This is a genomic window from Pseudonocardia terrae (genome assembly GCF_021343995.1).
Lineage (GTDB): Bacteria > Actinomycetota > Actinomycetes > Mycobacteriales > Pseudonocardiaceae > Pseudonocardia > Pseudonocardia terrae.
Window position 1 is genome coordinate 46,472 of the sequence record NZ_JAJTTE010000032.1, and the last position, 23,753, is coordinate 70,224.

A 23,753-nucleotide genomic window follows, 5' to 3' on the forward strand; every position below is an offset into this window, starting at 1 on the left:
GGCTAGGCTCGGCGACCATGACGGGCGAGGCCGCGGACGGCGCCGGCAACACGGTCGGGACCGGCGGGAACGCTGGTCACACGCATCTCGACGCCACCTCGCGCGCGGCCGTCGTCGACCTGCTGGGGGCGCTGGCGTACGGCGAGCTCTCCGCCTTCGACCGCCTCGCGGAGGACGCGCGCACCGCGCCCACGCTGACCGGGCGCGCCGCGCTGTCGGCGATGGCCGCCGCCGAGATGGGGCACTTCCGGCTGCTCGAGGACCACCTGCGCGGGCTGGACGTGGCGGTCGAGGAGGCCATGGCGCCGTTCGTCGCGGGGGTCGACGCCTACCACGCCACCACCCGGCCGCGGACCTGGTTGGAGTCGCTGGTCAAGGCCTACGTGGGCGACGGGCTGGCCGCGGACTTCTACCGCGAGGTCGCCGGGTGGGTCGACCCGGCGACGGCGGAGCTGGTCCGCACGGTGCTCGCCGACACCGGGCACAGCGCCTTCGCCGAGCGCGAGGTGCACGCGGCCTGCGCGTCGAACCGGCAGGTCCGGGACCGGCTGGCGCTGTGGGGCCGCCGGCTGCTCGGTGAGGCCGTCACCCAGGCGCAGCACATCGTGGCCGAGCGCGACGAGCTCGCGGACTTCATCGTGCGCGGGTCCGGCGACATCGCGGGCATCGGCGCGCTGATCAAGCGGCTGCAGAGCAACCACGGCAAGCGGATGTCGGCGCTCGGCCTGTCCTAGGAGACCTGGCACCGTTCGCCCCTGGCGGACTGGGCCGGGCCGCGGCGCGGCGCTCGACTAGCCTGGGCCGCGCCGGTTGGCCCCCACGCCCGCCGGGAAGGCAGAGAGAGTCCATCCACCCGCACGTCACCTGGAGGTCCCCGGTGGAGGTCAAGATCGGCATCGCGGAGAGCCCGCGGGAGCTCGTGGTGTCCAGCGACCAGACGTCGGACGAGGTCGAGAAGCTCGTCGGCGAGGCGCTCAAGTCCGCCGACGGCACGCTGACGCTCGTCGACGACAAGGGGCGCAAGTACGTGGTCCCCTCCGTTCGGATCTCCTACGTCGAGATCGCGCCGTCCTCGGCGACCCGGGTCGGCTTCGGCACCTGAGCCGTACACATCCGCGAGCGGCACCCCGGCCACCCGCGGGGGTGCCGTTCGCGTGTCTCGACCTCAGTCCGTCCCCGGCGCCGGCGGCTCGTCGAGCGGGAAGGGCGGGGCGTCGACGCCGGTGAGCCGGTAGCGCTCCCACAGGTCGACGTCGCCGATCCGCCCCTGCGCCCGCCCCCGCGGGGTGACGACGAGGACGTCGGCGGCCTTCCCGCCCAGCAGGGCCGAGAGGGCCTCGTTCCGGTCGACCCGGCCGAACCAGTGCACCCGCCCGTCGTGCGGCTCGGTGCGCGCCTCGACGCGGACCCGGACCTCGACGGGCGTGCCGTCGACGGTCAGGGTGGCGGGGCCGGTGTACCCCTCGTCGTCGTGGTCGTGCGCCCCGGTCCCTGGGGTGAGCTCGGGGGTGAGCACTGGGGTGAGCACCTGCTCAGGCGCCATCGCCTGCCTCCTTCGGAACCATCTGCAGCACGGGTGCGGGGTCGTCGTGTGCGTCATCGGCATTGTCAGCGCTGGTGTCGGTGTCGTCGGCGTCGTCGGCGTCGCCGAGGATCCCCGCGGCCCCGTCCCAGATCAGCGCGGTGAGGTAGCGGGTCAGGTCCGTGCGGCTCATCGTGCGGCGCTCGAGCCACCAGTCGCCGGCGCTCTGCACCATCCCGACCAGGCCGTGCGCCCAGGCCTCCGCGGCGCCGGAGTCCCGCCCGGCGAGGCGCAGCTTCGCCCCGATGAGCTGGGCCAGCAGCCGGGCGATCTGCTCGCGGACGTCCTCGACGATCTCCGTGCCGGGCTGGCGTTCGGCGGGGTTGTGCACCACGAACCGCCAGAGCTCAGGCTCCTCCTCGATCCCGGCGAGGAACGCGTCGATCACGGCCGCGATCTGGTTCTGCGGACCGGTGTCCGCGGCGAGGGCTGGCGCCATCCGCTCCATCAGCCACTCCGCGGCGCGCAGCCCGACGGCGCGCTGCAGGTCGGCGCGGTCCTCGAAGTACCGGTACAGCACGGGCTTGGTGATCCCGGCGCTCGCCGCCATCTCGGCCACCGACACGGCCGCGCCGTGTTCGCGGACGGCCGCCATGGCCGCCTCGACCATCTCCGCGCGGCGCCCGGCGCGGCGGTCGCGGGCGCTTCTCTTGACAGGTCCGTCGTTCTGCGGCACGTTACCAGTGGTAACAGTTACCGGCGGTAACAGTAAGCGTCTCGACGGAGAGGAGCGGGCGGGTGTCGCTCAGGAGGACCCGGGGCACGGTCCCGGCGGGAACACGGGTGCTGGTCACCGGTGCCGCGGGCGGGTTCGGTGGCCCCACGGTCGCGCGGCTGCGCGAGCAGGGTGCGCGGGTGGTCGGCCTCGACCGGAGCGCGGGCGGGGACGCCACGGGCGGGGTCCTCGCCTGCGACATCACCGACCCGCAGGCGGTGGAACGGGCCGTGGCGGAGGCGGTCCGGACCCTCGGCGGCCTCGACGCCGTCGTCCACTACGCGGGCATCGGCATCCCGAACGACGCCGGCGGCCCGCTCGAGCCCGACGCGCTCAAGGTCGTCGACACGAACCTGTTCGGCGCCTGGCGGGTCACCAGCGCGGCGCTCCCGGCGCTGCTCGAAGGGCCCGGGAAGGGTCGGGTGGTGTTCGTGGCCAGCGAGCTCGCCTACGTCACGCTGCCCTTCCTGTCGGCCTACAGCGTCGCGAAGCGCGGGATGTCCGCCTACGCAGACGCGCTGCGCCTCGAGTACGGCACCGCCGTGGACGGCGGCGGCCTGCACGTCACGACCGTGTACCCCGGCTACGTGCGCACCCCGATCCACGAGGCCGGGTACGAGGTCGGGCTCTCGCTGGAGGGCCAGGTCCGCCGCGAGGAGGTCGAGGACGTCGTGCGCACGGTCGTCGGGGCGCTCGCCGCGCCGCGGCCGCCGCGCGACATCGCCGGCACCCTGGCCGGCCAGGCCGAGCTGTGGGTCGGCCGGCACGCGCCGGGCCTGCTGGGCCGCGGCGTCGTCCGCCGGATCCGGCAGCAGGCCGCGGCGGGCCGCTTCGACTCCTCGCCGGTCGCCGCCGGCCTGATCCGCCGCTTCACCGGGCGGACCGTCCCCGCCGTCACCACCGACCGCACCCCCGAGAGGAGCGCGTCATGACCGCCCCGGCCGTGCGCAAGCCCGTCCAGGACCGCGAGGCCACCGCCGAGCGGCTGCTGAGGTCGTCGGTCGAGAAGTCCTACGAGCCGCACCTGGACATCGACTGGGACGCCCCGCTGGTCGACGGCCTGTGGGGGCTCCCGCCGCACCGGTCGTCGCTGTACGGCACCGTCTTGTGGGACGGGCTCTCGGAGGAGCAGCGCCGCACGCTGACGGTCCACGAGGTGTGCAGCGTGGCCCGCATCGGGCTGTGGTTCGAGATCATCCTGATGCAGATGCTGCTGCGCTACGCCTACGACCGCGACCCGCGCCGCGCGCACATCCAGTACGCGCTCACCGAGATCGCCGACGAGTGCCGGCACTCGATCATGTTCGCGAAGATGACCGAGCGCTACGGAGTCCCCGATTACGCACCCGGCGGCCTCACGCACGAGCTCGGCCGCCTGTTCAAGACGGTCGGCCACGGCCCGGCGATGTTCGGCGGCACCCTGTTCGTCGAGGAGATCCTGGACCGCTTCCAGCGCGAGTCGATGCGCGACGAGACCGTGCAGCCGCTCACCCGCATGGTCAACCGGATCCACGTGACGGAGGAGGCCCGGCACGTCCGCTACGCCCGCGAGGAGCTGCAGCGGATCATGCCGAAGACTACCCGCGCCCAGCGCGCGGTCGGCCGCTACCTGCTGGCGCGCATCGCGTTCGTCGTGGCGCGCAACCTGATCCACCCCGACGTCTACGCGGCGGTCGGGATCGACCCCGAGGTCGGCGGCAAGGCGGCGCTGGCGAACCCGCACTGGCAGGATTCGCTGCGCTGGTCGGCGGGCAAGTGTGTGGAGTTCCTGCGCGACCAGGGCCTGGTCGGCGGGCCGACGGAGCTGCTGTGGAAGAAGGCGCACCTCGTATGACCACCCGGACCGCGGAGGCCGCCGACGGCACGCCGCTGCACGTCGTGGAGTCCGGCCGGGCCGACGCCCCGGTCACCGTGATCCTCGCGCACGGCTGGACCCTCGACGAGCGCTGCTGGGCACCCGTCGCGGAGTCGCTGTCGGCCGGCGACGTCCGCGTCGTCCGGTACGACCACCGTGGCCACGGCCGCTCCGGCGCCGTCGACCCCGCCACGATGACCCTCGACCAGCTGGCCGACGACCTGGCCGCGCTGGTCGGGCAGGTCTCGCCGCGCGGGCCGCTGGTGCTGGCCGGGCACTCGATGGGCGGCATGACCACGATGGCCCTCGCCGACCGCCATCCCGACCTGGTTCGTGAGCGCGTAGCGGCCCTGGCCCTGGTCGCCACGGCCAGCGGCGGGTTGGGCGGGCAGACCTTCGGGATGCCGTCGCTGGTGTTCGAGCTGGTGCGGGCGGCGGAGAAGAAGCTGTACGCCTCGAAGGGCTGGTCCACGCGCCGCGCGTTGAGCCGGCACCCGAAGCTGCTCTCGCCCGCCATGCGGTGGCTGCTGCTCGGGCCCGACGCGGGCAAGGAGGCGCTGCGGATCACCACCGCCTCGGTGTCCGAGTGCCGGCCGTCGACCGTCTCCGGCTTCCGGCCCACGCTGGAGGCCCACGAGCGCGACGCCGCCCTGGGCCTGTACGCGCAGGTGCCGACGCACATCATGGTCGGGACGCGGGACCGGCTCACCCCGCCGCGGTACGCGCGGCGGATCCGGGAGGGCCTGCCCTCGGCCCAGCTGACGGTGTTCCCCGACGCCGGGCACATGCTGCCCGTCGAGCGCACCGCCGGGGTGGCGGGGCGGATCGCGGCGCTGGCACGGAGCGCGGCCGGGGTCCGGGCCGCCTGACCGTGGTCCGGGGCCGCGTCTACTGCAGGCCCTGGTCGTGGACCAGCGGGAAGCCCGCCAGCCCCTTCCACGCGAGCGCGGACATCAGCGCGACCGCCTCGTCCCGCGGGATCGTCTGCTCGGAGTCGAGCCAGTACTGCGCGGTGACCTGGCTCAGCCCGACGAGACCGACGGCTAGCAGCCGCGCCCGTTCGCCGTCGAGCCCCGCGTCCTCGGTCACCACCGCCGCGACGGAGTCGATGCACCTGGTCAGGGCACCGTCGACCAGCGCCGCCGCCTCGGGCTCGCCGCGCAGGTCGGACTCGAAGACCAGCCGGTAGGCGTGACCCTCACCGGCCACGAAGTCGAAGTAGGCCGCCACCGCCGCGTGCACGCGCTCGCGGTTGTCCTGGGTGTGGTCGATGGCCTCGCGCACCCGGTTGACCAGCTCGTCCGCGTAGGTCGTGAGCAACGCCCGGTAGAGCTCGAGCTTGCCCGGGAAGTGCTGGTAGAGGACGGGCTTGCTGACACCGGCCTTCTCGGCGATGTCGTCCATCGCCGCCGCGTGGTAGCCCTGGGCCGCGAACACGTCCCGCGCGGCCACCAGGAGCTGGGCCCGCCGCGCGCTCCGCGAGAGCCGGGTTCCGCGCGCAGGCACGTGGGTCGCTCCGGACGCCGTCACTGCCGCCTCGCTCATCGTGCTCCCCTTCGGTACCGCTGTCGTGCCGGGTCACCTTACCCGTGGGTAGCCACGAACGTGGGATGGCGCGGGGCGCGAAACGTGCGTGGCGTCACCGCCGGGGGGCGACCTGATGAGGGGCGTGCCCGGGCACGACGCTCCGGAAACCGCGCAGCCGGAGACTGTTCGCCACCACGAACACCGAACTGAACGCCATCGCGGCGCCCGCGATCATCGGGTTCAGCAGGCCCAGCGCGGCCAGCGGCAGGGCCGCGACGTTGTAGGCGAACGCCCAGAACAGGTTGCCCCGGATCGTGCCCAGGGTGCGGCGCGCCAGCCGGATCGCGTCCACCGCCGCGAGCAGGTCGCCGCGGACGAGGGTGAGGTCGCTCGCCTCGATCGCGACGTCCGTGCCGGTGCCCATGGCGAGCCCGAGGTCGGCGGTGGCGAGGGCGGCGGCGTCGTTGACCCCGTCGCCCACCATCGCGACCGTGCGGCCCTCGGCCTGCAGCCTCCGTACGGCGGCGACCTTGTCCTCGGGGAGCACGTCGGCGATCACGTCGGCCGGGTCGATGCCGGCCTCCGCGGCGACGGCGCGGGCGGCGGCCTCGTTGTCCCCGGTGAGCAGGATCGGGGTCAGCCCGAGCCCGCGAAGCTGCCGCACGGCCTCGGCGCTGGTCGGCTTGAGCGAGTCGGCCACGACCAGCACGCCGCGCGCCTGGCCGTCCCAGCTCACGCACACCGCGGTCCGTCCGGCCGCCTCCGCCTGCTCGCGGGCCTCGACCAGCTCCGGCGGCAGCTCGATGCCGTGCTCCGCGAGGAGCGCGGGACGCCCGACCAGGACGGCGTGGGCCACGATCCGGCCGGTGCCGCCCGACGGGGTGACGGGGGAGGTGCCGGTGGGGGCACGGACCGGCGCCGGCAGGCCGGGCAGCTGTGCGAGCTCCGCGACCACGCCCTGCACGCCGAGCCCGGCCCGGTTCTCGAAGTCCGAGACGCCCGGCAGGTCGCCGAACCGCTCGCGTCCGGCCGCGGCGACCGCCCGCGCGACCGGGTGTTCGGAGCCGTCCTCGACCGCCCCGGCCAGCCGCAGCACGTCGTCCCTGGACTCCTGCCCGGCGGTGTGCACCTCGAGCAGGCGCATCCGCCCGCTCGTCACCGTGCCGGTCTTGTCCAGGACGACGGTGTCCACGCGACGGGTGGACTCGAGGACCTCCGGGCCCTTGATGAGCACACCCATCTGCGCGCCCCGCCCGGTCCCGACCAGCAACGCGGTGGGCGTGGCCAGCCCGAGCGCGCACGGGCAGGCGATGATCAGCACCGCGACGGCGGCGGTGAACGCGGCCGTCGCGCCGGCCCCGCTGCCGAGCCAGAACCCGAGCGTGCCGACGGCCAGTGCGATCACGACCGGCACGAACACGCCGGAGATCCGGTCGGCCAGCCGCTGCACCGCGGCCTTCCCGTTCTGCGCCTCCTCGACGAGCGCCGCCATCCGGGCGAGCTGGGTGTCCGCGCCGACCCGGCCGGCCCGCACGACCAGCCGCCCGCCCGAGTTCACGCAGCCGCCCACCACCGCGGATCCGGGGGCGACCTCGGCCGGCACGGACTCGCCGGTGATCATCGAGACGTCGACGGCGGACGTCCCCTCCTCGACCTCGCCGTCCGTGGCCACCTTCTCGCCCGGCCGGACCACGAACCGGTCGCCGACCCCCAGCCGGTCGACGGGGACCCGGACCTCCGCCCCGCCGCGGAGCACCGACACCTCGCGGGCGCCGAGCTCCAGGAGGGCGCGCAGCGCGGCCCCGGCGGTCCGCTTGGAGCGGGCCTCGAAGTACCGGCCCGCGAGGATGAACGTCGTGACGCCGGCGGCGACCTCGAGGTAGATCGCGTCCGCCCCGCCGCCGCGGGCCACGACGAGCTCGAAGGGGTGCCGCATGCCCGGGACGCCGGCCCCGCCCCACAGCAGCGCGTACAGCGACCAGGCCAGCGCGGCGAGCGTGCCCAGCGAGACGAGCGTGTCCATGGTCGCGGCGCCGTGGCGCAGGTTCGTCCAGGTCGCCCGGTGGAAGGGCAGCGCCCCCCACACGACGACGGGTGCGGCGAGCGTCAGCGAGATCCACTGCCAGTAGGTGAACTGCAGGGCCGGGACCATCGCGAGCACGATCACCGGGACGGCGAGCACCGCACTGACGACCAGCCTGTCCCGCAGGTCGCGGGCGTGCCGCGTGGCCGGGTCCTCCCGCTGGGCCTCGGCCGTGGGCGGCGCGGGCAGCTCGGCGCTGTACCCGGCGGCCTCGACGGTCGCGACGAGCTCCTCCGGCGTGACGCTCTCGGCGTAGCTGACCGTGGCCTTCTCGGTCGCGTAGTTCACCGAGGCCGTGACCCCGGCCATCTTGTTGAGCTTGCGCTCGACCCGGTTGGCGCAGGACGCGCACGTCATGCCGCCGATGGCGAACTCGATCCGCAGATCGGGTCCGGTCCCGGTGTCGAGGCCCGGGGTGGTCGGGGCGCTCATCGGGCACCTCCCGAGGTGGTCGTGACGGCGCCGGTCGTCGGCACGGTGAAGTCCACGGTGTGGATCTCTCCTGCGTGCCGGAAGCGCAGGAAGAGGCGGTAGGTCCCCTCCGTCGGCACGGTGGTGGTGAAGGCGATGCCGGGGCCGGACCGGTCCTGCGGGTCCGCGTGCGTCTGGGCCGTGACCGGGGTGTAGGCCAGGTCGCCGACGCGCAGCGCGACGAGGTCGCCGAAGGCCCCGCGTTCGGGCTCGAGGTCGGTGACGGCCCGCCCGTCGAGGCTCACCGTCGCGAAGATCGCGGACTCCGCGCCGGCGCGCAGGTCGCCGTCGAGCCGGACCTGGTAGCCGTCGACCTGGGCGGCGCGCGCGGGCGGGAACTCCAGCGGCGCGAAGTCGCCCGGCGCGAAGAGATCCGTGCCCAGCACGGTGGGGGTGCCGTCGATGGGGGTGAAATCGGCGAGGACCCGCCACGTCCCGGCCGTCGGCACCCGGACGGACGCGCTCCAGACGCCGTCGGGGGCCATCTCGGGGTAGACGACCTGCAGGCCCGCGCCGTCGCGGCGGACGACGAGCAGGCGCAGCGGCGCGCCGTCGGCGCGCGCGGCGTAGGTGGTGACCGCCTGCCCGTCGGGACCGGTGATCGCGAACGTGAGGTCGGTCGGGCGCCCGGCGGTGAGTGCCGTGGTGGTCGGGACCAGCGTGTACCCGTCCGTGCTGGCGGCCAGGCCGTCCGTGGCGGGCAGGGTGCCCTGCGCGTCCGCGGCCGGGGTGCCCATGTCGCCCATGCCGCCCATGTCCGCGCCGCCCGTGCCGGAGCCGTCCGTGCCCGGGTGGGTGGCGGCGGCGACCGGGGCGGCGGGGGCGAGGCTCGGCCGGGCGAGGGTGCCCGCGCCCCAGGCCACGCCGAAGACCACGCCGAGGATCCCGACGTAGGCCCCGAGACGTACCGCCGTGAGCATGTCCTCTTCCTTCCGCCGACCTGCCGTCGGCACGTCCGAACATACCAGCGGGGGGTATGCGGCGCCGGACCCGGGGCCCGGGGTGCGGAGCACCACCGCCGCACTGACCAGCGTCGACGGGGCCGCCGCGATCCGCGGGTGGCCGGGATCCGGCCGTTCTTGTCATCCTCGATGCGTGGTCTCCTTCTCGCTGCCGCTCGTTCACCCGCGGTTCGGCCAGCAGCCGGGATCGCCGCGGGTGCCGGTGGGCGACCCCGGTGACCTCGCCGACCTGCCCCCGCTGCCCGCGCACCAGCCGGCGTGGCCGGGCCGGCACGTCACCGCGGGCGGGATCACGCTGCACGTGCGGGAGACCCCGGGCGAGGGACCCGACGCCGTGTACGTGCACGGGCTCTCCGGCTCGGCCACCAACTGGACCGACCTCGCGGGGCTGCTCGCGCCGCGGGTCCGGGGGACCGCCGTCGACCTGCCGGGGTTCGGCTACACCGAGCCGGTGCCGTCCTGCGACTACTCGCCCGCGGCGCACGCGGACGCGCTGCTGTGCTGGTTGGCCGGCCGCGGCCGGCCCGTGCACCTGCTGGGCAACTCGCTCGGCGGGGTCGTCGTCATGCTGGTCGCCGCCCGGCGTCCGGAGCTGGTGCGCACGCTCACCCTCGTCTCGCCCGCGATGCCGGACCGTCGGCCGGACCCGCGGCGGATGTCGGACCCGCGGATGGCGCTGGCTTGGATACCGGGGCTCGGCAGCCGGGCGCGGGCCCAGCTGGCCGCCATGACGCCGCGGGCGCGTGCCGAGGCGACCATGCGGCTGTGCTTCGGCGATCCCACCCGGGCCACGGACCTCCGGCTCGACGAGACCGCGCAGGAGATCGCCGACCGGGGCCGGCAGCCGTGGGCGGGGCAGGCGATCGACCGGTCGGCGTTCGGGATGTTCCGCAGCTGGATGGGTCCCCACCTGTGGCGGGTGGCGGCCCGCGTGCCGGTGCCCACGCTGGTGGTCTGGGGCGACCGGGACCGGCTCGTCGCGCCCCGGCTGGCGGCCCGGACCGCCCGGACCTTCCCCGACGGGCGTCTGGTGATGCTCGAGGGCGTGGGGCACATCGCGCAGATCGAGACCCCGGACCGCGTCGCCGCGGCGGTCGCCGCGTTCTGGGACACGCTCGCGGATGGGAACATGTCGGGTGACGAACGTGTTGCGGCAAGGGACCGCTGAAGACTCGCAGGGAGTTGTGGACATGGCGCTACCGCCGCTCGTGGAGCCGGCCGCCGAACTGACCAAGGACGAGGTGGAGCGCTACAGCCGCCACCTGATCATCCCGGACGTCGGGATGGACGGCCAGAAGCGGTTGAAGAACGCGAAGGTGCTGGTCGTGGGCGCCGGTGGGCTCGGGTCGCCGGCCCTGCTGTACCTGGCCGCCGCGGGCGTGGGCACGCTCGGGATCGTCGAGTTCGACGAGGTCGACTCGTCGAACCTGCAGCGCCAGATCATCCACGGCCAGTCGGACGTCGGACGCCCGAAGGCCGAGTCCGCGCGGGACTCCGTCAAGGAGGTCAACCCGTACGTCGAGGTGCGCCTGCACCAGACGCGGCTGGACTCGTCCAACGTGCTGGACATCTTCGCCGACTACGACCTGATCCTGGACGGCACGGACAACTTCGCCACCCGGTACCTGGTGAACGACGCCGCGGTGCTGTCCGGCAAGCCGTACGTGTGGGGCTCGATCTTCCGGTTCGAGGGCCAGGCGTCGGTGTTCTGGGAGGACGCCCCGAACGGGCTGGGTCTCAACTACCGCGACCTCTACCCCGAGCCGCCGCCCCCCGGCATGGTGCCGTCCTGCGCCGAGGGTGGCGTGCTGGGCGTGCTGTGCGCGTCGATCGGCTCGATCATGGTCAACGAGGCCATCAAGCTGATCACGGGCATCGGCGAGCCGATCCTCGGCCGGCTGGTGATCTACGACGCCCTCGAGATGACCTACCGCCAGGTCAAGGTCCGCAAGGACCCGGACACGCCGAAGATCACCGAGCTGATCGACTACGAGGCGTTCTGCGGGACCGTGTCCGAGGACGCGCAGCAGGCCGCGGCGGGCAACACGATCACCGCGCTCGAGCTCAAGGAGATGATGGACGCGGGCAAGGACTTCGCGCTCGTCGACGTCCGCGAGCAGAACGAGTGGGACATCGTGAACATCCCCGGTGCGACGCTCATCCCCAAGGGTCGGATCGTGTCGGGCGAGGCGCTGTCCGAGCTGCCGCAGGACAAACCGATCGTCCTGCACTGCAAGTCGGGGGCCCGCTCCGCCGAGGCCCTGGCCGTGTTGCACAAGGCCGGCTTCGCCGACGCCGTGCACGTCGGCGGCGGCGTGCTCGCCTGGGTCAAGCAGGTCGAGCCGGACAAGCCGAGCTACTGACCGCCTGCCCGTCGAGGGCTCACACCGCCCGGTCCGGTTTTCACCGGACCGGGCGGTGTGGTGTGTCCGGGGCTTTTCGGCCGTCCGTCCGGCGTCGCCGTCCGTGATCGGGTCGCGGCGAGCGGGTGGCGGCCGCCGGTGGATCGGAGCAGTTCCGTGGCCTCGTCGCTGACCGGCCGTGAGCGGCTCCGTTCCGATGAGGACGGTCGCCCGGCCTCGCGCCCGTAGCATCTCGTCCCCGACGGCGAGTGATCATCCGCCGGGGGCGAGGGGGTGCCGGGTGGTGGGGGACGACGCTGGTGCTGAGCCGTCCGATGTGGTCTGTGCACTCCCTGGCTGCGGTGCGGTCCTCGAGCCCGTCGTGGGTCGGCCGGACCGGCGGTACTGCTCGACGGCGCACCGCGCGGCCATGCGGCGACTGCGCCGGGCGGCCGCGCACGCCGCCCGGGATCCGCGGGTGGTCGAGACCCTGCCGTGGTTGCGGGAGCCGGAGTCGGCCACGTCGGGCTCACCGTCGGGATCGGTCCCGGGGTCCGGGCCGGGTTCGGCCGAGGGGTCTCCGACACGGACGACGTCAGCCGGCCCGCGCCCCGCGTCGCCGGCCCCGGGCGGGCGGTCGCGGTGGAGCCGGGTGCTGGCACGCCGCCGCCGCGCCGTCGCGGTCCTCGCGGCCACGGCCGTGCTGCTCGGCGGGTACGCCCTGACGGTGGCCTCCTCATCCGGGCAGGCGTCGCGGGAGGTCGTCGCCGGGCCGACGTCGACGGAGCAGTGGGCGAGCCGCGCCGAGCTGCTGCTGGTCGGGGTGAACCGGCAGCTCGACGTGCTCGCCCGGACCGAACGGGCGTGGAACGACAGCGAGGCGGCCCGGGACGGCACCGCGCCCTCCGCGGTGCGGCGGTTGCAGCAGCGTCGTCAGCTCCTGGAGCGGCAGCGGGCGACGCTGCAGGCCCAGCTGGAGAGCTACCGCGAGCTCGAGCGCAGCGCCGACGAGCTGGAACGTGCCGAAGCGCAGCTCGCCGCGATCGAGAAGCTGCTGGCCGAGGGCCCGGCCGGCGACCAGGCCTGGTCGACCGCCCTCGCGGCGCAGCGCGACCTGCGGGTCCGGCAGCGCGACGGCCTCCGCCAGCAGGTCGCCGCGTTGCGCACCGGCGTCGACGTCGCCTCCCGCACGCCGTTGCCCGACCCGGCGGTCGAGCAGGCCCGTACCGACCGCGTCTCCGCCGACGTGCTCGACGCGGCCGCGGACCGGCCCGCCCCGGCGCCGGCTCCCGGGCTGCACACCCAGCCCCCGGTCGCGCAGGCGCGGGACGAGGAGGAGGACCGGCCCGCCGCCGTCGTCGGGACGAGTGGGCCGCCGGATCCGCGAGGCCCGATCGACGAGACCGTGGAGCGGGACCGCACCCGGTCGGGTGGCGCGGTGCGGTCGGCCGGCGACGCGGTCGAGTCGGGCGGCCGCGGGGCCGGACGAGCTGTCGGGTCGGCCGGGCGCGGTGCCGGCGAGGGGGTCGGCCGGGCCGGGCGCGCTGCCGGTGACGGTGTGGGCCGGACAGGGGAGGGCGCGGGCGAGGTGGTCGGCTCGGTCGGCCGCGCGGCCGGGGCCGGGCCGGCGGGCGACGGTGCCGGGCGCGCCGTCGGATCCGGGGCGGGCGGGGCGGGACGGGCCGTCGGCGAGGTCGGGGAGGGCGGCGGTGAGGCGGTCGGTGCGGCCGCCGGCGGCGCCGGCGAGGGCGTCGGCGCGACGGCGAGCGGCGCCGGGAACGCCCTCGACGAGGCCGGCCGGGGCCGGGTCGGCGGAGCTGCCGGCGCGGCGTCGGAGGGTGTCGGCGAAGGGGCCGGCGCGGTGGGGTCGGGTGCGTCCGACGGGGTCGCCGCCCTCGGGTCGGCCGCCGGCCGGGGCGTGGATGCGCTGGGCAGCGGCGGGAGCGACGTGGTCCGTGAGCTCGGTGGGGTCGCGGGAGCGGGCACGAGGGGCGAGGGCGCGGCGGCCCCCGCTTGGTCGCGGACGCCGGCCGATGAGTCGCCCGGGGCGGCAGGGGGTGCGGAGGCATCCGGGTCGGCACCGGGTGCGGAGGCATCCGGGTCGGCACCGGGTGCGGAGTCGCCCGGGGTGGCGCGGGGTGCGGAGTCGCCCGGGGTGGCGCGGGGTGCGGAGTCGCCCGGGGCGAGGCCCGCCGCGGAGGTGCCCGCTGCGTCGCCTCTCGCTGCAGTGGCCGGCCTGCCAGGGGCGGAGCGAGGGGCGTCGTATGCTGTGTCGCCCCTGGCGGCTGCCGTGGGGGCGGCCGCGGTGTCACCGGCGCTCGCCGAGGGGGCCGAGGCCGCTGAAGACGGGCCCGCAGAGCCGCCTCGCCCCGGCGGTGACGAGCCTGTGGCGCAATCGGGTGCCTCGCTGTCCGTGGCCGCCGCGCCCGCTCGGGCCGTCGCGGCGGCCCTCCACGCGGCGGCAGCCGCCGAGCCGGCGCCCTCCCTGGCCGAGGCGCCTGCGCAGGTGCTCGCCGCGGCCCTGGATGCGGCGGCTGTCGCAGCGCCCACCGAGTCGGCCGGGCCCTCGCTGGTCGACGGGCCGGCGCAGGTGCTCGCCGCGGCTCTCGATGCGGCCGGTGTCGCCGCGCCTGCTGGGCCTTCGATGGTCGGTCTGCCCGCACAGGTGCTCGCTGCGGCCTTGGATGCGGCCACTGTCGCCGCGCCTGCCGAGCCGGTGGCGCCATTGCCGGTCGGGTCCACGCAGGTGCTCGCCGCAGCCGTCGAAGCGGCCGCGGTGGCGTCCCCCGCGGTCGGGCCCGCCGTCCCGGCCGTGGCGACCCCGCCCGGGATGGGCGGACCGGCTGCCACACATCTCGCTCCGGGAGGGGTACCCGGAGCCGTGCACTGGGAGGAGCCGGGCATCGCCTCCGCAGCGGCAGGGCCCACTGCCCGTGCGATGACCGGCGGAATCGGTGAACCGTACATCGAGGAGGCCCTCCGCGGGGCTGACCGCCGCGCCACGGTCGAGTCGGCTTCCGCCATCACGCCCGAGTCTGCCTCCGCGGCTGCGCCCGAGGCGGCCGCGACGACGGCGACCGAGAAGGCGTGGTCCTCCGGCCCATCGGCTCGGGCCGCGTCGATCCCGTCCGCCGCGGCGATGCGCGAGGCGGTCGAACGATCGGCCGCCTCCACCGGAACCTCGGACTCGGCCGCCTCCGGCGGCACCACCGAACGGCGCGTTGCCGAGGCCATCGCCGAGCAGCAGCGGGCCCGGGCTTCGCGATCCACCAGCGGCTCGCCAGAGGCAGCCGCGCGCGAGGCGGCCGCACGGAAGGTCGCCGAGGCACAGGGCGCGGCACAGGGCGGGACGCCACGGGGCGGCACGGCACGGGGCGGCACGGCACAGGGCGGCACGGCACAGGGCGGCACGGCACAGGGCGGCACGGCACAGGGCGGGACGGCACAGGGCGGGACGGCACAGGGCGGGACGGCGCGACAGCAGAAGGCGGATCGCCCGTCCTCGACCGCGCACGCTCGCGAGGCTGCCCTGCGGACGGCCGCCGAGAGCGGGTCGCACGACGACCCCGGCCGGGCCCGCACGTCCGACCGGACCCGCACCGCTGCGCGTTGGGCCGAGGCGGCGTCCGGGTCCCACCGCTCCGACCGCGCGAGCTCCGACCGCGCCGACTACGGCCACGCCGACTACGGCCATGCAGGGTCGGACCGCTCGGACCGCGCCGGCTCCGACCACTCCGACCGGGCTGGCTCGGACCACTCGGACCGCTCCCGCTTCGACCGCTTCGCCCGCACCCGCTCGGACGGTGCTCGCCCCGACCGCGTCCACCACAGCGCGTCCCGGAGCTCCGACGACTCCGATCACCGCACCGAGCCCCACCGCCCGTCCCGCACCCACCAGGAGCGCTCCCACCACCAAGACCGGAGCAACCACGACCACAGCGACCACGGCGACCGGCCCGATCACTAGCTCGCACGCCGCCCCGCCGCCTCGCACAGGCGTCGCAGCCCCTGTGCCGAGCCCCCGACCTGGGCGCGAGCAGCACAGCCGCCCGGGGCATGGGACACACGGAACGATCAGCCTCCGCGCTCTTCTCCGCGTGGCAACACCTGATCCGTGGTTCCGCGCAGGTAGCGTGGCGCCCCGTGACGGCAGCACCGACGGTCCCGCAGGCGAGCGCGCTCCCCGAGCACGTGCGCGTCGCGTTCGGCGTGAAGGACGCGACGCCACGGCCCGTGGTGTGGGCCGGTCAGCGCGCCTGGCACTGCGGCGAGGTCCTGCTGCGTCCGGTGGCCGACAACGCGATGGCCGCGTGGTCCGCCGGCGTCCTGGAGACCCTGGACGTCGAGGCGGTCCGGCTGGCCCGCCCTGTCCGCTCGTCCGACGGCCGGTGGGTCGTCGCGGGCTGGGCCGCGTCCCGGTTCCTCGCCGGGGCCTCCGAGCCCCGGCACGACGACGTCGTCTCGGCCAGCCTGCGCCTGCACGCCGCGACCGCGACCGTCCAGCGCCCGCGCCTGCTCGACAACCGGGACGACCTGCTCGCCCGCTCCGCCGCCGCGGCGTTCGGCGAGCGCCGCTTCGCCCTCGACGAGGCCTCGGGCGGCCGGCTGTTCGCCGAGCTCGCGGCGCACCGGCGGCCGATGAAGTCGCCGCCGCAGGTCGTGCACGGCGAGCTGTTCGGGGCGGTGCTGTTCGACGGCGACGGTGTCCCCGTGGTCCTCGACCTGGTCCCGTTCTGGCGGCCGCCGGAGTGGGCGGCGGCGGTCGTCGTCGTCGACGCGATCGCCTGGGGCGGGGCGGACGAGGGCCTCATGGACCGCTGGGCGCACCTCGACGAGTGGCCGCAGGCGTTGCTGCGCGCCGCCCTGTACCGGCTCGCCCTGCACGCCCAGCACCCCGACGCGTCGGCACGCAGCGTGGCCGGGCTGGAGCGGGTCGCCGGGCTCGTCAGCGCCCGCCTCTGACCCACTCGCCGTCCACCTCTCAGCCCTGACCTGCGCGATGTGACCTCACACCGCGGTTGAACGTACGTGAGCGGGGCTTTGCGCCCATGTCACACGGCGCCACCCCGGGGTAATCCCGGCTGCCTACCGTCCTGCGCATCCGAAGCGTGACCACGGATGCGACCAGGAGGACCGGCGTGACAGCCACCGCAGAAGGACCCACCGACACGGAGACCGGGACCGTGTCCCGCGGCGTCGTCGGGGGGCGGTGGATCCAGCACTGGGAGCCGGAGGACGCCGGTTTCTGGGCGCGCACGGGCAAGGGGATCGCGAACCGGAACCTCTGGGCGTCCATCTTCGTCGAGCACGTCGGGTTCTCCGTCTGGACCCTGTGGTCGGTCTTCGTCCTGTTCATGGGCCCGGAGTACGGCGTCGACGCGGCCGGCAAGTTCTTCCTCGGCGCCACGGCGACGCTCGTCGGCGCGATCCTCCGGGTGCCCTACACCTTCGCCGTCGCGCGCTTCGGCGGCCGCAACTGGACGGTGATCAGCGGCCTGCTGCTGCTGATCCCGACGATCGCGGCGTCCTTCGTGCTCCAGCCGGGCACGCCGTACTCGGTGTTCGTGCTGATGGCGGCCCTGGCCGGCGTCGGCGGCGGCAACTTCGCCTCGTCGATGACCAACATCAACGCGTTCTTCCCCGAGGGCCGCAAGGGCACCGCCCTGGGCCTCAACGCGGGCGGCGGGAACCTCGGCGTCGCGCTGATCCAGCTCATCTCGCTGCTGATCATCGCCACCGCGGGCGCCTCGCACCCGAAGATCCTGCTCGCCGTCTACATCCCGCTGATCGTGCTCTGCGCGCTCGTCGCGGCCTTCTCGATGGACAACCTCGCGTCGGTCGGCAACGACAAGGGCGCCTTCTCGCTCGCGATGAAGGAGCGCGACACCGGCATCATGTCGGTGCTCTACATCGGCACCTTCGGCTCGTTCATCGGGTACAGCTTCGCGTTCGGCCTGGTCCTGCAGACCCAGTTCGGTCGCACCCCGCTGCAGGCCGCGGCCGTGACCTTCATCGGTCCGCTGCTCGGCTCGTTCATCCGGCCGATCGGTGGCTGGATGGCCGACCGGATCGGCGGCGCGAAGGTCAGCGCGGTCAACTTCGGGCTGATGGCCGTGTCGGCGCTGGTCTGCATCCTGGCGTCGAGCACGAACTCGCTGGCCCTGTTCACGCTCGGGTTCATCCTGCTGTTCGTCTTCTCGGGCATCGGCAACGGCTCGACCTACAAGATGATCCCGGCGATCTTCCGACGGCAGGCGCTGGAGCGCATCGGTGAGGGTGCGGACCGCACCGCGGCGCTGCTCCATGCCCGCCGTGTCTCCGGCGCCGCGATCGGCCTGATCTCGGCGGTCGGCGCGCTCGGCGGCCTGCTGATCAACCTGGCCTTCCGCCAGTCCTTCGCGGCCACGAAGTCCGGCGTCCCGGCGTTCTGGGCCTTCCTGGCCTTCTACGTGGTCTGCGCCGGCCTCACCTGGGCGGTCTACCAGCGGCAGACCTCGACCGTCCGCACCGGCGAGGGCCGGACCGCGTTCGCCCGCGTCTGACGGCGCACGACCCGGGAGCGGCCCCCGGGCGGACCGACGGGGCCGACGCACGAACAGCACGAACCCGCATCCGGTGCGGGACAGGAGGTCAGCAGTGACGGACACACGGCATCTCGTGGTGGTCGGCAACGGGATGGTCGGGCACCGGCTCGTCTCGGCGCTGCGCGACCGCGACGAGCGCGGCGAGTGGCGGATCACGGTCCTGGGCGAGGAGACCCGGCAGGCGTACGACCGGGTGGCCCTGTCGTCGTACGTCGACGGCAGGAGCGAGGAGGAGCTGCGCCTCGCCGAGCTCGTCGATCCCCTGGTGGACCTGCGGCTCGGCGACCCGGCGGTCACGATCGACCGGGAGCGCCGCACCGTGCGCACCGCCTCCGGTGCCGCGCTGACCTACGACGCCCTGGTCCTGGCCACCGGCTCCGTGCCGTTCGTACCCCCGGTGCCCGGCAAGGACCTGCCGAACTGCTTCGTCTACCGCACGCTCGACGACCTCGACGCGATCAAGGAGGCCGCCGCGGCCGCCGTCGCGAGGCCCGGCCCGGGCCGGCGCTCCGCGGTCGTCGTCGGCGGCGGACTGCTCGGCCTGGAGGCGGCCCGCGCGATGCGGCTGCTCGGGCTGTCGCCGCAGGTCGTCGAGATCGCACCGCGGCTGATGCCCGCCCAGGTCGACGAGGGCGGCGGCGCCCTGCTCCGCGAGCTGGTGACCGGCCAGGACATCGCGGTGCGCACCGGCGTGGCGGTCTGGGGCATCCGCGAGGAGCGGGACCGGCTCGTCGCCACCCTCTCCGACGAGGTGGAGCTCGACGCGGACCTCGTCGTCTTCTCGGCCGGCATCCGCGCCCAGGACGCCCTGGCCCGCTCCTGCGACCTCCGGGTCGGCGAGCGCGGCGGCGTCCTGGTCGACGCGGCGTGTCGCACGCACGACGAGAACATCTGGGCCATCGGCGAGTGCGCCGCGCTGGAGGGCCGCACCTACGGCCTGGTCGCGCCCGGCTACGCGATGGCCGAGGTCGTCGCCGACCGGCTGCTCGGCGGCCAGGCGACCATGACGCCCGAAGAGCTGGACATGTCGACCAAGCTCAAGCTGCTGGGCGTCGAGGTGGCCAGCTTCGGCGACGCGCACGCCGCCACCGAGGGCGCGCTCGAGGTCGTCGTCAACGACCCGGTGGCGGGCACCTACTCGAAGATCGTCGTGTCCGACGACGCGCAGACCCTGCTGGGCGGCGTGCTGGTCGGCGACGCGTCCAAGTACTCCACGCTGCGCCCGCTGGTCGGCGCGAAGCTCCCGGCGGACCCGGTGGCGATGATCGCACCGGGCGGCGTCGAGCTGGGGGCGGACGTGCTGCCGGACTCCGCGCAGATCTGCTCCTGCAACGCGGTCACCAAGGGCACGCTGAAGAACGCCATCCACGCCGAGGGCTGCCGGACGGTCCCGGACCTCAAGGCGTGCACCAAGGCCGGGACCACCTGCGGCTCCTGCGTCCCGCTGCTGAAGAAGATGCTGGTCGACGAGGGCGTCGAGGTCTCCAAGGCGATCTGCGAGCACTTCACGTACTCGCGGGCCGAGCTGTTCGAGATCGTCGCGAGCACCGGGATCCGGACCTTCACCGAGCTGGTGCAGAAGCACGGCACCGGCCGCGGCTGCGACCTCTGCAAGCCGGCGGTCGCGTCCGTCCTCGCCAGCCTGGGCAACGGGCACATCCACGAGGGTGAGCAGGCCACCCTCCAGGACACCAACGACCACTTCCTCGCCAACATGCAGCGCAACGGCACCTACTCGGTGGTGCCGCGGATCCCGGGCGGGGAGGTCACGCCCGAGGGCCTGATCGTGATCGGCGAGGTGGCGCGGGACTTCGGGCTCTACACGAAGATCACCGGCGGTCAGCGGATCGACCTGTTCGGCGCCCGCGTCGAGCAGCTGCCCGCGATCTGGAAGCGGCTGGTCGACGCGGGGTTCGAGTCCGGGCACGCGTACGGCAAGTCGCTGCGCACGGTGAAGTCCTGTGTGGGGTCGAGCTGGTGCCGATACGGGGTGCAGGACTCGGTCGGCATGGCCGTGCTGCTGGAGCTGCGTTACCGCGGCCTGCGGAGCCCGCACAAGCTCAAGTCCGGCGTCTCGGGCTGCGCGCGCGAGTGCGCCGAGGCCCGGTCCAAGGACTTCGGTGTGATCGCCACGGAGAAGGGCTGGAACCTCTACGTCGGCGGCAACGGCGGTGCCACGCCCAAGCACGCCCAGCTCATCGTGCAGGACGTGGACCAGGAGACCCTGATCCGCACCATCGACCGCTTCCTCATGTTCTACATCCGCACCGCGGACCGGCTGCAGCGAACGGCACCGTGGCTGGAGGGCCTGGAGGGCGGCCTCGACCACCTGCGCGAGGTGATCGTCGACGACTCCCTCGGCATCTGCGCCGACCTCGACGAGGCCATGACCCGGCACGTCGAGACCTACGAGGACGAGTGGCGCGGGGTCCTGGAGGACCCGAAGAAGCTCGAACGCTACGTCTCCTTCGTCAACGACCCGGCGACCCCCGACCCCACGATCAGCTTCGTCACCGAGCGGGGCCAGCAGGTCCCGGCCCCGCGTCCGGGAGACCCCGAGCCCGTCCTCATCGGGGTGCCCGCGTTCGGCCGCCAGGAGGTGCAGCGATGACCACGACCGACGAGCGTCCCGCCATGGAGACGAGGGACACCGACCTGCGGTGGGAGACGGCCTGCCCGCTGGAACGGCTGCAGCCCGAGCGCGGCGTCGCGGCCCTGTTCGGGGACGAGCAGGTCGCGATCTTCCGCACCCACGGCGGGGAGCTGTACGCCCTCGGCAACGTCGACCCCAGGTCCGGCGCTGCCGTGCTGTCCCGCGGGATCGTCGGGGATCGCGGCGGCGAGCCGACCGTCGCCTCGCCCGTCTACAAGGAGTCGTTCAGCCTGGTCGACGGCCGGTGCCTCGACGCGCCGGGGGTCTCCGTGCCGGTCCACCCGGTCCGGCTGCACGACGGGCTCGTGCAGATCGGGTTGCGGTGACCGGTCCGGCGTTCGGCCCCGCTCCCGACGTAGCGGAGAATGCACCGATGAGCGCCCCCACCACCACCGAGGCGCAGGTCCCTCCGCTGGCGGGCTTCACCGTCGGCGTCACGGCGGCCCGGCGGGCCGAGGAGCTGGGCACGATGCTCGAGCGCCGGGGGGCGTGCGTGCAGCACGGCCCGGCGCTGCGCATCGTCCCGCTGGCCGACGACGCCGAGCTCGAGGCCCGCACGCGTGACCTGATCGAGCGGCCGCCGGACGTCACCGTCGCGACGACGGGCATCGGCTTCCGCGGCTGGGTCGAGGCCGCCGACGGTTGGGGGATGGGCGAGGACCTGCTGGCCGCGCTGTCCCGCGGCGAGCTGCTGGCCCGCGGCCCGAAGGCGCGCGGGCAGATCCGGGCGTCCGGGCTGACGGAGGTGTGGTCGCCGCCGTCCGAGTCGTCCGCCGAGGTGCTGGACCACCTCCTCGACCAGGGGGTCGACGGCCGCCGGATCGCGGTCCAGCTGCACGGCGAACCCCTGCCCGACGTCGTCGAGGCGTTGGAGATGGCCGGCGCGGAGGTCGTCGAGGTGCCGGTCTACCGATGGGTACCGCCCGCCGACCTCGCCCCGATGGACCGGCTGACCGATCTGGCCCTGGCCGGCGGCATCGACATGCTGACGTTCACCAGTGCTCCGGCCGCCGCCAGCCTGCTGGCCAGGGCGGCGGAGCGCGGGATGCGGGACGAGCTGGTCGCGGCGCTGCGCGGGCGGGTGCTCGTCGTGTGCGTCGGTCCGGTCACGGCCGCGCCGCTGGAGGCCGTCGACGTCCCGACGGTGCAGCCGCAGCGCTCGCGCCTCGGTGCCATGGTCCGTGCGCTGGAGGCCGAGGCCCCCGCCCGCGCCCGGCGGCTGCCCGTGGCCGGGCACCGGCTGGAGCTGCGCGGGCACGCGGCCCTGGTCGACGGTGAGCTGAAGGCGGTGCCGCCCACCGGGATGGCCCTGCTGCGGGTGCTGGCCCGGCGCCCGGGGCGGGTGGTGTCGCGCGCCGAGCTGCTGCGCGCCCTGCCCGGCGGCGGCGACGACGAGCATGCCGTCGAGACCGCCATGGCCCGGCTGCGCTCGGCGCTGGGGGTGCCGAAACTGATCCAGACCGTCGTGAAGCGCGGGTACCGGCTCGCGCTCGACCCCAACGCCGGCCCCACGCCGATGGGCGGGCACTGCGTGTCCGGGGACGAGCGGTGAGGGCGGCCCCGCCGGGTCCGCTGACCGACCTGTCCGTCCCGATGCAGGCCTCGCTGCCGTCGGAGGAGTGGTCCGCGTCGCGGCCGCCGTTGGTCCTCGTCGCGCACGGGAGCCGCTCCGACGCCGCCGACGCGGTGGTCCAGGAGATCGCGGCCGGTGCGCGGGCGGCGCTGCCCGGGACCGAGGTGCGGGTCGGGTACGTCGACGTCCGGCGGCCGGGGGTCGCCGACGCGATCGTCGGGCTCGACGGGGCCGTGGTCCTGCCCGCCTTCCTGGCCTCCGGCTACCACGTGCGCACCGACCTGCCGGCGCAGCTCGTCGAGGCGGGGGCGGACCCGGACCGCTTCGTGGTCACGCCCGCGCTCGGCCCCCACCCGCTGCTGGTCCGCGCGGCGCTGGCCCGGCTGGCGGCGGCCGGGCACCGGGTCGGCGACACGGTCGTGCTGGCGGCGGCCGGGTCCTCCGACGCGGCGGCGGTGACCGAGGTGCGCACCGTGGGGAAGATGCTCGCCGAGGCCCTCGGCCGCGGCGTGCGGGTCGGGTTCGCCGCCGCGGCCGCACCTCGGATCGACGCGCTGGTCGACGGCCTGCGCCGGGCGGGCTCCGAGCGGATCTCGGTGGTCTCCTGGCTGCTCGCGCCCGGGGTGTTCCACACCCGCATCCGCGACTCCGGGGCGGACGCCGTGGGCGACCCGCTCGGCGCGCACCCGGATGTCGTCGCGGCCGTGGTGGCGCGCTACCGGGCGGGGATCGGAGCCGGGACGGTCGCGGCGTAGCGGCCCATGTAGGGGGGTGACAGCTGTGAGCGCGGTAGTCGCGCCAACCACGACCGACGCGAGGGCTGCTCGCGCCTCCGGTGCTGATCGGTTCGGCTACGTCCGCGACACCACTGTGATCGCTGAGGCGTGCACTCACGGCTCATCCTGAGGCCGTCACCGCACTCGGCCGCTGATCATGGTGGAGATCGTCGGCGGACCCCTCTGCCGTGATCGCCAGCCGGGTGCGTCCAGGGTCGATCCGAGGCCTCCGTGCACGCGGTCCGCGATCATGGCGGAACGCGCTCGTGATCGCGGAATGGGTGCATCCCCGGCTCAGTGTCTCGCCGTCACCGCACTCGGGTGCTGATCATGATCGAGGTCGCCGGGGGGCGCCTCATCCACCCTCGCCAGCCGGGTGCGTCCAGGGTCGGTCCGAAGGGCCTCCGTGCACGCGGTCCGCGATCACGGCGGAACGCGCGCTCGTGATCGCGGAATGGGTGCATCCACGGCTCGGTGACTCGCCGTCACCGGACCTGGCTGCTGATCATGATGGAGGTCGCCGAGGAGCCCTCATCCACGATCGCCATGTGGGGGCATTCATGGCTCACAGGGTCGCCGTCGCTGCACCCGGAGGCTGATCAAGGTTGAGACAACAGCGAGCCGCATCTC

The 23,753-nt window shown here is 74.8% G+C and carries 19 protein-coding genes; 14 read left to right on the plus strand and 5 right to left on the minus strand.

What is annotated here, in order from left to right:
* Positions 1-17: 17 nt before the first annotated feature.
* Together LWC33_RS21155 and LWC33_RS21160 are read left to right on the plus strand one after the other, a co-directional pair.
* Complete coding sequence (locus tag LWC33_RS21155) at positions 18-734, plus strand: ferritin-like fold-containing protein (RefSeq protein ID WP_233306153.1); 717 nt, start codon at positions 18-20, stop codon at positions 732-734.
* A gap of 143 nt (positions 735-877) precedes the next feature.
* The gene (locus LWC33_RS21160) at positions 878-1,102 is read left to right on the plus strand and encodes a DUF3107 domain-containing protein (RefSeq protein ID WP_233306154.1); all 225 of its coding nucleotides are present in this window, start codon (positions 878-880) and stop codon (positions 1,100-1,102) included.
* Positions 1,103-1,165: 63 nt separating this feature from the next.
* Here the strand turns inward: LWC33_RS21160 and LWC33_RS21165 are convergent, their stop codons facing one another.
* Positions 1,166-1,543: a DUF4873 domain-containing protein gene (locus tag LWC33_RS21165; RefSeq protein WP_233306155.1), complete on the minus strand. Its 378-nt coding sequence runs from the start codon at positions 1,541-1,543 to the stop codon at positions 1,166-1,168.
* A complete protein-coding gene (locus LWC33_RS21170) occupies positions 1,533-2,258 on the minus strand; it encodes a TetR family transcriptional regulator (RefSeq protein WP_233306156.1) in 726 nt (241 codons plus the stop codon). The genes LWC33_RS21165 and LWC33_RS21170 overlap by 11 nt, the downstream gene beginning before the upstream one ends.
* 62 nt (positions 2,259-2,320) lie before the next feature.
* Here LWC33_RS21170 and LWC33_RS21175 point away from each other — a divergent pair, with 62 nt between their 5' ends.
* Genes LWC33_RS21175 through LWC33_RS21185 form a run of 3 tightly spaced genes read left to right on the plus strand, consistent with a single transcriptional unit; the run spans position 2,321 to position 5,021 of the window.
* Positions 2,321-3,229 (plus strand): SDR family NAD(P)-dependent oxidoreductase, encoded by a 909-nt coding sequence (locus LWC33_RS21175; RefSeq protein WP_233306157.1) that lies wholly within the window; start codon positions 2,321-2,323, stop codon positions 3,227-3,229.
* Complete coding sequence (locus LWC33_RS21180) at positions 3,226-4,131, plus strand: AurF N-oxygenase family protein (protein ID WP_233306158.1); 906 nt, start codon at positions 3,226-3,228, stop codon at positions 4,129-4,131. Before LWC33_RS21175 ends, LWC33_RS21180 begins: the two co-directional genes overlap by 4 nt.
* The gene (locus tag LWC33_RS21185) at positions 4,128-5,021 is read left to right on the plus strand and encodes an alpha/beta fold hydrolase (RefSeq protein WP_233306159.1); all 894 of its coding nucleotides are present in this window, start codon (positions 4,128-4,130) and stop codon (positions 5,019-5,021) included. Before LWC33_RS21180 ends, LWC33_RS21185 begins: the two co-directional genes overlap by 4 nt.
* A gap of 19 nt (positions 5,022-5,040) precedes the next feature.
* On the opposite strand, the gene LWC33_RS21190 is transcribed toward LWC33_RS21185, so the two are convergent.
* From LWC33_RS21190 to LWC33_RS21200, 3 genes are all read right to left on the minus strand, one after another.
* Positions 5,041-5,697: a TetR/AcrR family transcriptional regulator gene (locus LWC33_RS21190; RefSeq protein ID WP_233306160.1), complete on the minus strand. Its 657-nt coding sequence runs from the start codon at positions 5,695-5,697 to the stop codon at positions 5,041-5,043.
* Positions 5,698-5,791: 94 nt separating this feature from the next.
* The gene (locus LWC33_RS21195) at positions 5,792-8,194 is read right to left on the minus strand and encodes a heavy metal translocating P-type ATPase (RefSeq protein ID WP_233306161.1); all 2,403 of its coding nucleotides are present in this window, start codon (positions 8,192-8,194) and stop codon (positions 5,792-5,794) included.
* On the minus strand, positions 8,191-9,153 hold the full coding sequence (locus LWC33_RS21200) for a DUF8832 domain-containing protein (protein WP_233306162.1): 963 nt from the start codon (positions 9,151-9,153) through the stop codon (positions 8,191-8,193). Before LWC33_RS21200 ends, LWC33_RS21195 begins: the two co-directional genes overlap by 4 nt.
* Positions 9,154-9,328: 175 nt before the next feature.
* On the opposite strand from LWC33_RS21200, the gene LWC33_RS21205 reads away from it, so the two are divergent.
* From LWC33_RS21205 to LWC33_RS21245, 9 genes are all read left to right on the plus strand, one after another.
* Positions 9,329-10,363, plus strand: coding sequence for an alpha/beta fold hydrolase (locus tag LWC33_RS21205; protein ID WP_233306163.1), 1,035 nt, complete (start codon positions 9,329-9,331; stop codon positions 10,361-10,363).
* 22 nt (positions 10,364-10,385) lie between these two features.
* Complete coding sequence (gene moeZ / locus LWC33_RS21210) at positions 10,386-11,558, plus strand: adenylyltransferase/sulfurtransferase MoeZ (RefSeq protein ID WP_233306164.1); 1,173 nt, start codon at positions 10,386-10,388, stop codon at positions 11,556-11,558.
* A 631-nt stretch (positions 11,559-12,189) separates the two neighbouring features.
* Entirely contained in the window at positions 12,190-15,504 is a 3,315-nt protein-coding gene (locus LWC33_RS21215; protein WP_233306165.1) for a hypothetical protein, read from the plus strand.
* 176 nt (positions 15,505-15,680) lie between these two features.
* Positions 15,681-16,499 carry a TIGR02569 family protein gene (locus tag LWC33_RS21220; RefSeq protein WP_051737102.1) on the plus strand — a complete coding sequence of 273 codons (819 nt, stop codon included), beginning with the start codon at positions 15,681-15,683 and terminating at the stop codon, positions 16,497-16,499.
* A 221-nt stretch (positions 16,500-16,720) separates the two neighbouring features.
* Positions 16,721-18,079: a nitrate/nitrite transporter gene (locus LWC33_RS21225; protein WP_233306192.1), complete on the plus strand. Its 1,359-nt coding sequence runs from the start codon at positions 16,721-16,723 to the stop codon at positions 18,077-18,079.
* Positions 18,080-18,173: 94 nt separating this feature from the next.
* Positions 18,174-20,732: a nitrite reductase large subunit NirB gene (gene nirB / locus LWC33_RS21230; protein WP_308190979.1), complete on the plus strand. Its 2,559-nt coding sequence runs from the start codon at positions 18,174-18,176 to the stop codon at positions 20,730-20,732.
* A complete protein-coding gene (gene nirD, locus LWC33_RS21235) occupies positions 20,729-21,100 on the plus strand; it encodes a nitrite reductase small subunit NirD (protein WP_233306166.1) in 372 nt (123 codons plus the stop codon). The genes nirB and nirD overlap by 4 nt, the downstream gene beginning before the upstream one ends.
* A gap of 47 nt (positions 21,101-21,147) precedes the next feature.
* Positions 21,148-22,326, plus strand: a complete 1,179-nt coding sequence (locus tag LWC33_RS21240; RefSeq protein WP_233306167.1) for a uroporphyrinogen-III synthase — start codon at positions 21,148-21,150, stop codon at positions 22,324-22,326.
* On the plus strand, positions 22,323-23,102 hold the full coding sequence (locus LWC33_RS21245) for a sirohydrochlorin chelatase (protein WP_233306168.1): 780 nt from the start codon (positions 22,323-22,325) through the stop codon (positions 23,100-23,102). Before LWC33_RS21240 ends, LWC33_RS21245 begins: the two co-directional genes overlap by 4 nt.
* Positions 23,103-23,753 lie beyond the last annotated feature (651 nt).

Excerpts from the sequence above, each read along its gene's own strand:
- LWC33_RS21155 (WP_233306153.1), top strand. The coding sequence starts at position 18 with ATGACGGGCGAGGCCGCGGACGGCGCCGGCAACACGGTCGGGACCGGC.
- LWC33_RS21240 (WP_233306167.1), top strand. The coding sequence starts at position 21,148 with ATGAGCGCCCCCACCACCACCGAGGCGCAGGTCCCTCCGCTGGCGGGC.
- LWC33_RS21195 (WP_233306161.1), bottom strand. The coding sequence starts at position 8,194 with ATGAGCGCCCCGACCACCCCGGGCCTCGACACCGGGACCGGACCCGAT.
- nirD (WP_233306166.1), top strand. The coding sequence starts at position 20,729 with ATGACCACGACCGACGAGCGTCCCGCCATGGAGACGAGGGACACCGAC.
- LWC33_RS21180 (WP_233306158.1), top strand. The coding sequence starts at position 3,226 with ATGACCGCCCCGGCCGTGCGCAAGCCCGTCCAGGACCGCGAGGCCACC.
- LWC33_RS21165 (WP_233306155.1), bottom strand. The coding sequence starts at position 1,543 with ATGGCGCCTGAGCAGGTGCTCACCCCAGTGCTCACCCCCGAGCTCACC.
- LWC33_RS21190 (WP_233306160.1), bottom strand. The coding sequence starts at position 5,697 with ATGAGCGAGGCGGCAGTGACGGCGTCCGGAGCGACCCACGTGCCTGCG.
- LWC33_RS21200 (WP_233306162.1), bottom strand. The coding sequence starts at position 9,153 with ATGCTCACGGCGGTACGTCTCGGGGCCTACGTCGGGATCCTCGGCGTG.
- moeZ (WP_233306164.1), top strand. The coding sequence starts at position 10,386 with ATGGCGCTACCGCCGCTCGTGGAGCCGGCCGCCGAACTGACCAAGGAC.
- LWC33_RS21185 (WP_233306159.1), top strand. The coding sequence starts at position 4,128 with ATGACCACCCGGACCGCGGAGGCCGCCGACGGCACGCCGCTGCACGTC.